At 47.5% G+C, this 13,721-nt stretch carries 13 protein-coding genes; 3 read left to right on the top strand and 10 right to left on the bottom strand.

Going from position 1 to position 13,721, the window contains the following annotated elements:
• Window positions 1-113 precede the first annotated feature (113 nt).
• The 7 genes from DESRU_RS02945 to DESRU_RS02915 form a co-directional block, all read right to left on the bottom strand.
• Window positions 114-1,226, bottom strand: a complete 1,113-nt coding sequence (locus tag DESRU_RS02945) for an iron-containing alcohol dehydrogenase family protein (protein WP_013840641.1) — start codon at window positions 1,224-1,226, stop codon at window positions 114-116.
• A gap of 250 nt (window positions 1,227-1,476) precedes the next feature.
• On the bottom strand, window positions 1,477-2,292 hold the full coding sequence (locus DESRU_RS02940) for a substrate-binding domain-containing protein (protein WP_013840640.1): 816 nt from the start codon (window positions 2,290-2,292) through the stop codon (window positions 1,477-1,479).
• An 11-nt stretch (window positions 2,293-2,303) separates the two neighbouring features.
• Window positions 2,304-2,672 (bottom strand): PadR family transcriptional regulator, encoded by a 369-nt coding sequence (locus tag DESRU_RS02935; protein ID WP_013840639.1) that lies wholly within the window; start codon window positions 2,670-2,672, stop codon window positions 2,304-2,306.
• 91 nt (window positions 2,673-2,763) lie between these two features.
• Window positions 2,764-3,318 carry a mismatch-specific DNA-glycosylase gene (locus tag DESRU_RS02930; RefSeq protein ID WP_013840638.1) on the bottom strand — a complete coding sequence of 185 codons (555 nt, stop codon included), beginning with the start codon at window positions 3,316-3,318 and terminating at the stop codon, window positions 2,764-2,766.
• 62 nt (window positions 3,319-3,380) lie between these two features.
• Window positions 3,381-4,058, bottom strand: coding sequence for a DUF2250 domain-containing protein (locus DESRU_RS19695; protein WP_013840637.1), 678 nt, complete (start codon window positions 4,056-4,058; stop codon window positions 3,381-3,383).
• 21 nt (window positions 4,059-4,079) lie between these two features.
• The gene (locus DESRU_RS02920; protein ID WP_013840636.1) at window positions 4,080-4,754 is read right to left on the bottom strand and encodes a SanA/YdcF family protein; all 675 of its coding nucleotides are present in this window, start codon (window positions 4,752-4,754) and stop codon (window positions 4,080-4,082) included.
• A gap of 2 nt (window positions 4,755-4,756) precedes the next feature.
• Entirely contained in the window at window positions 4,757-5,224 is a 468-nt protein-coding gene (locus DESRU_RS02915) for a VanZ family protein (RefSeq protein WP_013840635.1), read from the bottom strand.
• Between the two features lie 145 nt (window positions 5,225-5,369).
• On the opposite strand from DESRU_RS02915, the gene DESRU_RS02910 reads away from it, so the two are divergent.
• Window positions 5,370-6,371 (top strand): DUF2325 domain-containing protein, encoded by a 1,002-nt coding sequence (locus tag DESRU_RS02910; protein ID WP_013840634.1) that lies wholly within the window; start codon window positions 5,370-5,372, stop codon window positions 6,369-6,371.
• A gap of 104 nt (window positions 6,372-6,475) precedes the next feature.
• Entirely contained in the window at window positions 6,476-6,841 is a 366-nt protein-coding gene (locus DESRU_RS02905) for a LysM peptidoglycan-binding domain-containing protein (protein ID WP_013840633.1), read from the top strand.
• Between the two features lie 86 nt (window positions 6,842-6,927).
• Here DESRU_RS02905 and DESRU_RS02900 read toward each other — a convergent pair whose 3' ends face one another.
• From DESRU_RS02900 to DESRU_RS02890, 3 genes are all read right to left on the bottom strand, one after another.
• Entirely contained in the window at window positions 6,928-8,715 is a 1,788-nt protein-coding gene (locus tag DESRU_RS02900; RefSeq protein WP_013840632.1) for a methyl-accepting chemotaxis protein, read from the bottom strand.
• Between the two features lie 737 nt (window positions 8,716-9,452).
• On the bottom strand, window positions 9,453-10,436 hold the full coding sequence (locus DESRU_RS02895; protein ID WP_013840631.1) for an arsenic resistance protein: 984 nt from the start codon (window positions 10,434-10,436) through the stop codon (window positions 9,453-9,455).
• 162 nt (window positions 10,437-10,598) lie between these two features.
• Window positions 10,599-11,870 carry an ankyrin repeat domain-containing protein gene (locus tag DESRU_RS02890; protein ID WP_013840630.1) on the bottom strand — a complete coding sequence of 424 codons (1,272 nt, stop codon included), beginning with the start codon at window positions 11,868-11,870 and terminating at the stop codon, window positions 10,599-10,601.
• 258 nt (window positions 11,871-12,128) lie between these two features.
• On the opposite strand from DESRU_RS02890, the gene pdxR reads away from it, so the two are divergent.
• Complete coding sequence (gene pdxR / locus DESRU_RS02885; protein WP_013840629.1) at window positions 12,129-13,646, top strand: MocR-like pyridoxine biosynthesis transcription factor PdxR; 1,518 nt, start codon at window positions 12,129-12,131, stop codon at window positions 13,644-13,646.
• Window positions 13,647-13,721 lie beyond the last annotated feature (75 nt).

The following is a 13,721-nucleotide window of genomic DNA, read 5'->3' as shown; positions in this document are numbered from 1 at the left end:
GTTTTTTTTAAGTCAATAGTTATTTCAAAAAAAAACTGAATTTTTTGTCATGAAGGGTTCGGCGCAGGATTATAAGCCATTATCTTTTACCAAGGCATTAATTGGCTGTGGAGTTAGACTTTTTGCAAAGCAATTTTGCTTAATATTGCCATAACCTCTTTTTCCCCGGGCCTTAAAGGACAATTGTCCAAGTTTTTAACCAGCATGGTTTTGGCCACAAATTTTTCTTCCTCTTTGGAAGTCAAGTGAATGTCTGTAACGGGCAGTACTTTCCTTAACAAGTCCCCTACCTCTGTGATATCTTGACAGCCCATGGTTTTTATAACCTGCTCCACCCTGCCGGGAGAACCTTGGGCCAAATACTCCAACGCCGCTGGCAAAATGACCCCGTTGGCTAAACCGTGGGGCAAGCCTTTAAAATAAGTGAAGGGGTAGCCCATGGCATGTACAATATTGGCTGAGGTTTGTGCAACCACCATCCCCGCCAGCATAGAGGCATAAAGCAATTGCTCCCTTTCCTCTAGGGAAATATGATCCGGGTTCATTTGCCGCAACAGTTTCCCGATGATCGAGATACTTTCTAAGGCCAGCAGGTCAGTAAATACGGTTGCCTTTTTATTAATGTAGCCCTCAATGCCATGAGTCAGGGCATCCACCGCGGTGTTGGCCGTAACCTCCCAGGGCAGGTCCAGCATGTATTTACCGTCTAGAAATGCCAGGGTCGGAAACAAATTTTCACCGGCAATCAACATTTTGCTTTCTGCCCAATCCACCGTAAACACCGCATAGGGAGTAACCTCACTGCCGGTACCCGCAGTGGTGGGCACCGCTACCACCGGCAAGGGCTGGCAAGTCCATTTCCTGGCGATAAAATCCTGCTCGCCCATATCATTAACAGTCAGGATGGCCACGGCTTTGGCCGCATCCAGAGGACTGCCTCCTCCTATGCCGATAATAAAGTCTGCTGCCATTTCTCTCCCTTTTCGCCCTCCCCGAAACACCGTGGTTAGGCTGGGATTTTGTTCAATACCGTCAAAAACTTGGTATTCAATGTTTTCTTGGTTGAGTATGGCCACAACATCCTTTAAGGAGCCATTTCCTTTAGAGGAACTCCCTCCGGTAACAATTAAGGCTTTCTTACCCAGAGCCGTAAATTCGCTGCCATTTTGGGCAATGCAATCCCGGCCAAAAAAGATTCTGGTTGGACATCGGAAGTTAAATTGCATTGATTTACCCCTTTGCCAAAGATTTTAAATTGTATCCATTCTACCCCTCCCACCCAATAGACGCAAGCTAAAGATAGCCTAAAACATAAAGCCCAATGCACGGAAATAATCCGTTCACTGGGCTTTCATCGGCCAGTTGATTTTATGACACGCCATTGTCTAGGTTATGATTGCTAATTATATGAGGTTCTTTGATGATTGACAAGCCTTTTTATTAAGGAATAATGTATACATTAGAAATATTTAGCCATTAATAAGGGATTAACCCACAGTTTTCCAAAACCTGCTGCCCCTGCTTGCTCAGAACCAAGTCCAGAAAAGCTTTGGCCATAACCGGGTTTTCCGCATTTTTAGAAAGGGCGATGGCAAACTCGATGGGGGCGCCGGTCTGTATGGTATTCTCTTGGGCGGTTTTCCCCTTTAGAGCTACCGAAGCCTGCTGATAATAGGCAGCATGGGCAGGATTGGAAAGGTTAATTCTTTCCGGCAAGGTGACGTATTTTAAGCCAAACTGTTTGGTCACACAAAGATAGGAAAAAGCGTAATCCAGTTTTCCCTCCAGAATACCGGACCCCAGGTCAGAGGACTTGGCATAAATTTTATCTCCGGTACACCGGTCATTTAACCGCGCAAACAGGTCCGGCCGCCCATAGTATTTTTCCGCCAGTTGCCATACCATTAGGGTCCGGTAGCCGCAGGGGTCCAGGTTTTCATCAGACCGGCCAAATTTTACATCTTCCCTTTGCAAAATGTCAAACCAGTTGCCCGCAGTTATCTCCTCACTACCCCTGGAAAATTCATCATAGGCTAAAACGATTTGATCATTACCAAAAATATAATAGTTTGCTACATATTCCGGAACCAATAATTTATCAAACAATACGGGATCCGCCAGGGCCAGAATATCCACAGACTTTCCTTCCCTCACCTGCCGGGCACAGGCCCTGGAACCGTATGATTCCAGTTTGACATCCAGATCCCCGTAAAGCTTCTTAATTAATTTAGTGCATTGGGCAATGGGCATTCTCAGGGCTCCGGCATGTAAAATTGTAAGCACTTGAGCCACCTTTTCTCCTCCTAACCTCCAGAATTATATTGATCTAAAAAGGTCTGTAATTTTTTCACCTTGGCAGTTACCAGACCTGCGCAATATTGGAGGGCTGTAGCGCCTTCCGCGGTCAGCTCATAAGCCCTGCGAGCCGGCCCGGCCTGACTTGTTTCCCACTTGGAAATAACCAGCCCATCCTCTTCCATGCGGCGTAAATTTCTGTAAATGGTAGCCGGATCTGCCTCCACCTCGCACAGTTCCGATTCATTAATTTTTTGAATTAATTCATAACCGTGGGAAGGCTTTTGGGAAAGAAAAAAAAGTAAGGTTGGTATCAACATCTTGTCCAGGTTGGCGGCAATGTAGTTTAAAGCCGAGTTTTTCGATTCATCCTTCACCAGTATTCACTCCTGCCTTGTATTGCCTAAATCGTACCACGGACCGGGATTTCTGCACAACCACAAATAAAGAATAACCGCTTCCGATCCTTTAGCCAAGTGCTTTGGATTTATCTTTCCTTAATTTTTGTGCTTTTACCATGGTCTGAAGTTGAATAAACACAGCTAATTTATCGGCGTAAAGAATGGTACTCCTGCCACTGGGGTTGGGCGCAACAAAGGCTAGGACTCCCTGAGTTACATCCGCTCCTTCTACCGGACCGTATGAAAGGCCGCTCTTGGCTGAGATACCGGCAAACCGCCGGTAAACCTCTTTGCCCAGAAAACAAACAATCGCCGGCTTATATCGGGTCACCTTTATCCTCAATTCCAGCGCTCCCTCCCGCATCTCGGCGGTTGAGAGGTCGGAACTGCTTTTACTGGGTCTCGGGACCAGGTTGGTTAGACCGTAACCCAGTTCTTTCAGCATCCCGTCTTCCGTGGGGTCATAAAGCCGGGGAGTTAACCCCGCTTCATAAAGCAGCCGCCAAAACTGATTCCCCCGACCGGCAAAATGATGCCCTAACACAGCCGAGCGCTCTCCAGGGTTATAACCTACAAACAGTATCTTAAGGCCGTGAGCCAAGTAATCCGGTAACCCCTTCAAAAAGACCGCTCCCTTCCGTTTATCCGGTGGTTCTTTCAGTCCACTCCTTTTAGCGGCAAGATTTATCCTTCTTCCCAACCCATCTGCTCTTCCTGCTCTCTGCGCAGTTGTCTGAGATACAATCTTCCTTCCCGGGTTATCCTGTAATAGGTATGGTTCATATGTTTGGTCCAGTCCTTCTGCCGGTGATAATTGCCCAGCATGTTGCCCGGAACCCTTTCCAGCAGACCCTTCCACAAAAGTTTCTCCAGGCATTCCCGGGCCTTTTCAACGGTAATATTCACATTAATACTCAACCGCCAGGCATACTCCGGCCCTGCATATTCAATAAATTTAAGGATCTCCAAATCTAAGGGATTTTCCACTTCCTCCTCCAGGCAGCCCTTATCAAGAAGTGCCCGGTAGACCTGTAGAGCCAGTTGCTGGCAACGGCTTTGATATTCCTCCTGCCATTGCAGTTCCTCCTCCCCCGGGGAATCCCCCAAGGTCAAAAGTTCCTGCACCAAAAGGTAGTTTTTAAACTGGCTTTTAAGCTCTTCGATTAATAAGCAAAGGGGATTCAATTCATGCAGCTTAATGGACAGTTCTTTCATTCTTTGCGGATCCTGAGCGGTTCCCGGTCGTGCCATCTGTAGGTATATTTCATCCCGTTCCCTGATTAATTGGAGCGCCCGTTCCCAAATAATCTCGTCGCTCAAGTATTTTCCCTTAAAAAGGGACCTCCCCTCCATCCCCGTCATATCCTGCTCCTTCCCCAAAAACTATTGGTCGTGGGTCTGCCGGCCGTCTCCGGTGATGGATATGGCCGGTCCCAGGAATTTCGGCTCCGGTTGAAAAAGATGAACGTTTACAAAGTCTTTATTTCGGGCTAAAATCTCTCGGGCTTCATTGTACTCCACTCCCCGGTAGAGGTGCCGGTCGGCGGCCACGCCCCGGGCCTCCATCCCCAGGGACCTGGCAATATAGGTGGCTCTGGGCAGGTGAAACTCCTGAGTCACAATGACAGCGGATTGAACACAAAATACTTCCACGGCCCGAACCATACTGTCATAAGTACTAAAACCCGCATGGTCCATAAAAATATCCTCGGTGGGAATCCCCAGCTTCTCCGCATAAAGACGCATATGGTTTACCTCGTCATAGGTGGTGCTGCCATGATCGCCGGTCATAAGCAATTTCTCCACTTTACCGCTTTTATATAAATCAACCGCCGTTTGCACCCGGTCCACCAGCATGTCACAGAGTTGCCCCTGGGGGGAAACATACGCCCCCAACACGATGGCCGTCTGAGCCTTAAAATTATCTTCCGGCTTTAACCGATGCGCTTCACCGGTACTTTTAATGTGGCTGTTTACTGTGAAAAGAAAAAACAAAGCCAGTCCAGTGAAAAATAATAGTTTTTTAATTAAAGAACGAATCAACAGCCAATTCCCCATTTTTATATTTGATCCCCCTCTTCCATATTTCTTCGGGGCGCCAATTGGGCGGTAATACCACGCAGAAGTTTTCCGGTCTTAGAGTCCTTGTTTTTAAAGTAGATCTGATTTACCAGATACCAGGCCACGGCAATTCCCAGGGTGTCCTTCAGTAAGTCAACCAGGGAAGCGGAGCGGGATGGAATAAAAAACTGGTGAAATTCATCCACAAAGGCATAAACCACCGAGATCATAACCGCCAGCCGGGTTCCGGCAGGGGAAAGCTCGCTTCTGGCCAAAAGTGCCAGCACCACCAAACCATACAGGATGGCAAATTCCACCAGATGCAGGCTTTCCTTAATCATCGCGTCGTAAAATCCCAAAACAATGACCGCATCACTGGGCCGGCCGGACAGATACCAAATGCAGCCCATATAGAGCAGGGGCAGAATCTGTAAAAAAATGTATATCAGATAACGTTTGAAAGTCACGGTTTAAGCTCCTTTATCTATTTTATATCTTCGGCAAAAATCTCTTTATAATAGGACATACTTTAATAAATATTGTAATGAATTATTTACATTATTACATCATCTTTCTATAATTTAGGCAAATCTTAAAGGGAGGCGGTTCCCTATGCCGTACACGGAAACAGTGACAAAAATGAAACAATTGATAGAACAAACCCGGGAGAAACTGCACAACCGGTTAAGTCCTGATGAATTAACCACGCTATCCATCCTGGATCAATCCCTAAAACAAAGTATCGCTCTTTTTGAACGGTCATTGCACGCCGGCCTTCCACCCTCCCATGACCCTGCGGAAGAACCCGAGGGCCGGGTTACCGGCCCCTTTAACCGCCTGGCCAAAGGGGGAACCATTATTGGCGAAGATGAAGAAGTTTTTATGCCCGAAATCTGGGTCAGAAAATTAGGCGTTGAACACGGAGACTGGCTGGCCGCCGACCCACTGGGTACCCTGGGAGACAGCATGCTCTATGAATTTACTGTGCTGGAACGCCGCAGTTCGGATGCTCCAACCAAGCGGGTGGCCGTCATTGGCCCGCTGATTTACCATACCGGTGAATGGTTTGTGTTCAGCCGGGAAGAAGAAATAACCATTACCGTTAATCCCCGGGAGGTCCGCAGCCTCGGGTTGCAAGAGGGGGATCTGGTGGAAGTGGCCTACCTGGAAGGCGACCCTTCCCGGGCCAGAATTGCCTGGAAGTTTGAAGAAACCAATCTGGAAGAAGTCATCCGCCGCAGAGGCAAACAATCGGCGGCTAAGACGGAAGCAACGGTGGATGTGGCGGATCCCCTTTTATCCGGACGTAAGATTCTGGTGGTGGGCGGCGACTTGTATAAAGAATCCTTTCGGCAGATGTTTGAACGAAGGGGAGCCGCTTTTTCCTGGGAGTCCGGGTTCCAGGGCGGCACCGGACGAAACATTGAGTCCAAAGTCAGGTCTGCAGACATTGTGGTCATGGTTACTGAAATGATGTCTCACCGCTTACCGAACGTGGAAGCCATGTGCCACCGCCATCATAAGCCCTTTGTATACGCTCCTTCCAAAGGTTCCACCGGAGCGGTCCGGGAAGTACAGCAGAAGCTCAGACTCTTGCAGACCAAAAGAGGTTAGAAGGAGAAAATAAATTTACTCATCAAAGGCTCCTTTAGCGGCGCCGACATATATTAAAGAAATCCCATGGTTGCTTCCTGAAACCAGAGAAAGAGGGTGTTCTCATGCCGGCTCGTTACCCGGAGGACTGTCCTGCGGGGTTTATCAGTCAGTATTTTGTTATTTCTGGGGATACCATGTCCAGCATTGCCCGGCAGCTTGGTACCAGCGAAGAAGAACTGGTGGCTGCCAATCCCCATATCTCCGATCCAAACCTGCTTTTCCCGGGGGATGTATTATGTGTCCCGGGCTTTCGTAAGCCCACAACCTGTCCTGCCAACTTTCAAAACCATTACGAGGTGCAATTTGGCGACACCTTTGATTCCATTGCCCAAAAACTGAATATACCGGTAGATCAACTGATTGCCGCCAATCCTCATATCCCTAATCCAGAGTTCATTTTTCCCTTTGACATTTTATGCGTTCCCTAACCCGCTCCCGTTTATCGGCATGACAATCTGTGGGATAAGAAAGCACCCCTTCCGGGGTGCTAAGCAAAAATCCTTATTATTTTATCTTATAGTTTAAAACGATCCGCCAGCTCATCCAGACTGACAGACATCTGGGCCAGGGCTTCTGCCGTTGCGGTAATTTCCTCCATAGAGGCACTTTGTTCCTGGGTGGCTCCGGCTACATTTTGAATGCCCGAGGCCATCTCCTGGGAGGCCGCCGCCACGGTATGAACTTGTTCTGCTAAGCCGGTGATGGTCTGAATAATATTTTGAAAAGTGTTTCCTACTTCGGAAACCACAAGATTGCCCTCTTGAACTTCCCTGGCTCCATTGACCATGGCCTTGACGGCTTCATCGGATTCATCTTGAATGGCACCAATTAATTCTTTAATTTCTTGAGCTGCAGAGGCAGATTGCTCAGCCAGCTTGCGCACCTCTTCGGCAACCACCGCAAAACCGCGTCCGGCTTCGCCGGCCCTGGCCGCTTCAATGGCCGCATTTAAGGCCAGCAGGTTGGTTTGATCGGCAATTTGCGTGATTAACTCAACAATCTGGGAGATTTCGTGGGATTTCTGCCCCAGACTATTGATACGTTCATCCACAATGTTGGTTGAATGACTAATGGTCTGCATCTGGGAAGTAACCCGCTCCACCGCAGTGGTACCTTCCTTGGCAAAGTTCAAAGCCACATCCGACGAAGAAGCAACATTTTGTGCATCGGAAGCTACATTTTCAACGGTTGCGGCGATCTCAGAAACTGTTGAACTGGTCTCCATGGTCACAGACGACATTTCTTCCGCACTGGAGTTAAGCTGTTGAGCGGATGAAGCAACCTGCTGGGATTTTTCTTTTAACTGATGGGCAATATCCCGTAAGCTTACCACCATCTGGTTAAAGGCCATGGCTAAAAGTCCGATTTCATCCCGGTTTTTAATTTCTAATTCGTCCACCGTAAGATCTCCGGCGGCAACCTTTGAGGCACTGCTTTCCAGCATCCGGACAGGATTGACAACAACTCTGCCCATGTAGAGAGCTGCCAGCAAGCCTGCCAAAAATGCAACCAGGCTAAGGATGATACAAGTAGATACTAAGGCCTTGCCCCGTTCAGTATTTTGCTTATGTCCGGCATCCAAAAGCCCATAAGCATAATCGGCTAAAGCTTTTCCCTGGTCCGTAACTTTTTTTACAATGCCTTTATTGGCATTCAGATAGTCATCAATCTCCTGGTTGTAATCCCTGGTAGGATCGGACAAGGCCTTCTCTTTCAGGGCAAAGCCCTGGTCTGCATACGCTGCAAATTCCTGATAGCCCGTTTTAAAATCAGCCAGCATTCTTTTGCCCGTTTCCGTCTGTACCAGTTGCTCCAGTTCTCTAAATTTTTGTTCAACCTCTCCAATCTTCTCAGCATAACGTTTGGTATAATCAGGACTGCCCGTAAGTAAAAAGGTTCTTACATTCAAGGCATTTTCCTGATAAGCAATAACGGCTTCGGTACTGACAATGGCTACCTGGGCTCTTTCTTGGATTAAAACATTATAGGACTGGTCGATCACTTTCATCTCATAAACGGTAAAACCGGCAACACCCGCCAGCAAAGCCAATATAAAGGCAAAGGCCAGCATTAGTTTAACCTTTAAAGACATGCTCATGGCATTCTTGGATGAATAAAAATCACATTTTCTACAGGAGCCAATTTTTTGAGCCATGGTACCCTGCAACTCACCCCGGCACAGAGTTCGCTCAACCTTCCAACAATCTCCCCCTCTTTTTTGTGTAAATGCAGGGCACTGGCTTTTACGATCCTCCGGGCATTTTAAATGTTCCCAGCAGTTCATGCTTCTTCTTTTTGCCACCCTTATCCCCCTTACGTTGATTTATGGTAATCTTTATTTGGATTACAAAATTTTACAATCATAATTCTGGAACGACAATTTTCATTTACTTAAAATAACAATGTCAAAAAAATGACAAATAATACTAAAGCAAAAAGCATGCCATATGGAACAGCATGCTTGTTACCGGTTAAATGATTAAGATTTGGCATCAGATATAGGGATAATGGCCTCATTCAAATGATTCAATAAATGGAAGAATAAACATCATCATAATTTTATTTAGACCCCCGTCGCACCGATTGGTTCATAGAAACTGCTTTTTAACGCACCTTTTGGTTCAATCTTTATTATCACTTTGCATGCATAACAAGACCCCTAAAAAAACTTAAAACCCAGGAATTAATCCTGGGTTTTATAATCGGGGAACGCCAACCTTGGTGTCGCGGGTCGAACTGGATTCCAGAAACACCGACTTACAAATGGTCATTCCGACTTTACTCACTATTTTTTCACTTAGCCTCTTTCTTTCATACAGGGAATTACAACGAACTTCGCTTACCACTTGATTTAACCAACCATATGGGACATTTTTACCTAAACCAAGTACCAAATACAACAGAATTGTGTCGTACCTAAAGCCAAAAGTTGACGTTCCCCTTAAGGTTAATTATAGTGATTTTTTTAGGTTTGTAAAGCAGTTTGAACTTTTTTTTATGATTTTTTATCCGGTTGGCCTGCCGGATTGGTTCTGCCTCCTATAACCCAACCCCCGCATGATTGATCTTTTCCGGTAGAATCCTGTTTTTTTCAAATAACCTGCAGAACCAGGCTGCCGCCTGCCCTTGCAGTAAAAAAGCCAGGGAAACCATCAGAGCGGCATGAGGGCCAAAGGCCGTGGCTGCCAGCCCTACCGAAATGGACAAGTTTCGCAGGGCCGTACCATATACCAGGGCAATGGCATCCTTCCGTTCAAAAAAGGTACGCCCTATTTTTATGGTAATGGCGTAGTTGATCCCGTAAAAAATCACCTGCACCAGCAAGCCCATCAGCAGCAGCCGGGGTTCGGCGATAACACGGTGCGCATTCATACTGATGGAAGTAAAAACAATGTAGAGAGCTCCCCAGGTACTGATTGCCGGCAAATAGGGTTTAATCCTGCTTTCGAAATGATCCCTGGAATACCGGCGTAATAATAGCCCGTGAGTGAGGATGCCCATGGTCAGCGGCAGCAATACCAACAATCCAACCAATTTGGTAGTGGCCCAAACATCCATGGGTAAGTATCTGCCAACCATCAACAGCAGATACCAGGGCGCTAAAATCGCCCCCAGAATCAGACCGATAACAGTTAATTTAATGGATGCAGCCACATTCCCCCGGGCAAACATGGTAAAGGCAATGGACATGTTGGAAGTAGGAAGAATAGAGGCAATGGCCAGACCGGCAAATAAATAGGTGTCTCCCAGTAAAAAAAACGTGCCCAGCAAATAGGCCAGCAGAGGGATGATGATAAAATTAATCCCCAGGGAAACCAATAAGAGTTTGTTGTGACTGGGCGTGAAAATTTCTTCTGTTTTTATACCAATCATAATTGGGTAAATCATTAAAATGGTTACAGGTAGAATATATTGGTTTAATCCGCTGGTATTAACGGTCAAACCGGCCATAAATCCCGCCAGTATGACCATAGGAATGGTCAGCGACAAATTTCTTGACGGCAGAAAAAGTAGCTTTCTCATAGACTTCACCGCCCTAATTCTTGCTCAAACGCTCAGAATAAAACCAAAAACTTCACCCCGCTAGGTTTTCTTAACTATAACATCAAAGGATTACAGAAGCCTTTCAGGAAGATCACATTCCTACGACAATCCTCTAGCATTAACCATAACAGGGGGCCGGATTTATACTTTTTTTGCCTGCAGCATTACCGACAAATCCTTGTAGCCCATATCCGCCGCATGTTTTATTGCGTCACGGCCTTGGGCATCCCTTTGTCCGATCACAGCCCCTCTTGCAAGTAAGAGTTCAACCGTTTGCTTGTGCCCTTTTCCTGCGGCAAACATCAGAGGAGTGACTCCGTTGTTATTGCTGGTATTCACGTCCGCCCCCTTATCCAGCAGCAGCTTAACAATTTCCAGGTGTCCGTTTCCGGCTGCCGGGAGCAAGGCCGTCATACCATGTTTATCTTGCAAATGGACATCCGCACCGGCCTCCAGGAGCATTTTGCTAATATCCGTATAACCCATGGCAGACGCAATGATTAAGGCAGTGAGGCCATCCGTATCTTGAACATTCACTTCACTTCCTTTTTCCAGCAGCATTTTCACAATATCCTTGAAGTTGGTCTCCGCAGCAGACATCAACGCCGTGGCACCCCCGTGGTTCCTGACATTAACATCGGCCCCTCGGGCCAGCAACTCTTTGACAATCCCGGAATATCCTTTGCCAACTGCACAATACAGGGCCGAGGCGCCGCTGTCGTCCTGGGCATTGATATCGGCTCCATGCTCCAATAAGCACCTCACCACATCGGATCTTCCTTGGCCGGCAGCAGCCATGAGAGCGGTTGTTCCACTCTTATTTTTAGCATTGATGTCGGCGCCCTTCGCCAGCAGCAGTTTAACAATCTCCAAATGTCCGGCCCCGGCGGCGGACATGAGAGCGGTAGTGCCGTAATCGTTCCCGGCATTCACCTCCGCACCCTTTTCCAGCAGCATTTTTACCAGTTGGGTATGTCCGCCTCCCGCGGCACATTGCAAAGCCGTGATGTGACCGTTACTCCTGGCGTTGACTTCCGCACCGTGATCAATCAATATTTTTGCCGCCGCTTCATGACCATTTCCGGCGGCAGCCATTAACCCAGTCATGTTGGCGGAATCCTTTTCATTGGCCCCCGCACCCCTTTTCAACAGCATATTGACAATGGCGTCATGGCCTTGCCCGGAGGCCAGAATAATAGCGGGAACTCCGTTGGCATCCTTTTCTCCCGGCGCCATGCCGGATTCAAGAAATAAGCTGACGGCATCGGCATCCCCCTTGACAATGGCTGCCGTAAAATTTTCTTTGTTCATAGGCCCACTCTTGCCGACTTCCCTTTCCGGTGTTACCCCGGTACAGGCGGTTGAAAAAACGGCTATGGTGATCCATAGAATCAGGCTCCTTACTTTAAACATTTTGTTTCCTCCTTATCACTGTAGAGTAGCCCCAAACCCGCCCCCTTTCATCAGGGTTATCGCCCTGTATCCCTTCTGCATTGTTATTTATTAGAATTATCACTAAATTTAAGGAACCGGACAGTGACTTGCATCACACTTGTAACCATTTATTTTTAAAGAATGCTTCCCTTATTTTTTGCCGGGAGGAAAAACAGTGTTAGTATCCAATTTATTAATATTAAATTATTTTTTCTTATAAAAAAGGAGTTGTCCAATATGGACCTGTCCAAATATCTTGCAGGTGCCCGGTTGGACCCAAAAACCGGTGCCCTTTATCTCCAGATATCCGAATTAATTTCCGGCAAAATTTTAAATAATGCCTTGCCTGCGGGAACCAAGCTGCCGCCGGAAAGGGAACTGGCCTCCCTTTTTGGCGTAAGCCGCACCACAGCCATCAACGCCTATCGCCATCTGGAGCAGCAGGGAATGGTTAAAACCAGAGTGGGAAGCGGAACCTATGTGGCGGAAATCTTCCCCGGCACACCGGGCCAATCTCCAGGCATCCCCTGGCCCCAGTTATTTACTCCCTATGCCCAGACTTCGTTCACTTCTACCTTGCGGGAATTGGTGTCGAATCCCATTTCCAGCAACAACATTTCTCTGGCAACCGGTATGCCTGACCCTGCCTTTTATCCTGTTGATCAACTGCAAAGCTTGCTCAATGACTTCCTGCACCGGACAGACCGGGCCGATTTTGGCTATATTCCCACCGAGGGCTACACCCCGTTGCGGCAGTCCCTGGTTCCCTATCTGACCAAAAAGGGCATCAACGCTTCTTTAGAAAACCTGACTGTTCTTTCCGGAGCCCAGCAGGGTCTGTATCTAATTTGTAAAATTTTACTTTCACCGGGGGATTTCGTGGTGGTGGAATCACCCACTTACCTGGGCGCCATTCAGCTTTTTCAGGCTGCGGGGGCCCGCCTGCTCACCCTCCCTGTTTCCGGAACCTTCCCCCTTTCTTTATTAGAGGATTATTTGATACGCTACCGTCCAAAACTTCTCTATACCATTCCCACTTTTCATAACCCCACCGGTCGCCTGCTGCCTGAAAATCAGCGCAAAGAACTTTTGCAGTTGGCTTCCCGGCACCGCATGGTGGTTTTAGAAGACGACCCCTACAGCGAGTTGTTTTACGGGGAGCCGTCCCCTCCATCATTAAAAGCCCTGGACCCCAACGGAGGGGTCATTTATCTGGGCACATTTTCCAAGATCCTTTTGCCCGGTCTGAGAACGGGGTTTTTGGTGGCTCACCCCTCTTTAGTCAACCGGCTGGCCATTGAAAAGCAGTACAACGATCTGCACAGCAATAACCTGTCCCAGTGGCTGGTTCACCTGTTATTGGAAGAAGGGCTGCTGGATAACCATTTAAAATTTGTCCGCAGAGAATATAAAAAACGGCGGGATGCCCTGGCCCGGGCCATCCGCCGCTACTGTGGAGAACACCTGCAATTTGATTTGCCGGAGGGAGGCTTCTATATCTGGTGCAAACTGAATGCCGACGTTCCTTCCAGCAAACTGCTTCACGAATCCATAAAAGCCGGAGTTTCTTTTGTTCCCGGGGAAGCCTTTCATGCAACCCCCACGGAAGGAAGGGAGTTTCGTCTGTGTTTTGCCACCCATCCGGAGGCTCTGCTTACGGAAGGAGTCCGTAGATTGTCCAAGTCTCTGGACCAATTAAGCAAAAACGGCAGGAACAGAACCACACCCACCGCTTCCTACCGTCCTATTATTTAATTAAATTAAAAAGGTAATTTGAGATTAAGAACCCCGGGGAGGAAGATACAAAAAGAACCTATTTTACGTCAAATG

Origin of the sequence: Desulforamulus ruminis DSM 2154, from assembly GCF_000215085.1 — a bacterium.
Classification (GTDB): Bacteria; Bacillota; Desulfotomaculia; order Desulfotomaculales; family Desulfotomaculaceae; genus Desulfotomaculum; species Desulfotomaculum ruminis.
This window is presented reverse-complemented; position numbering and strand designations above follow the sequence as displayed.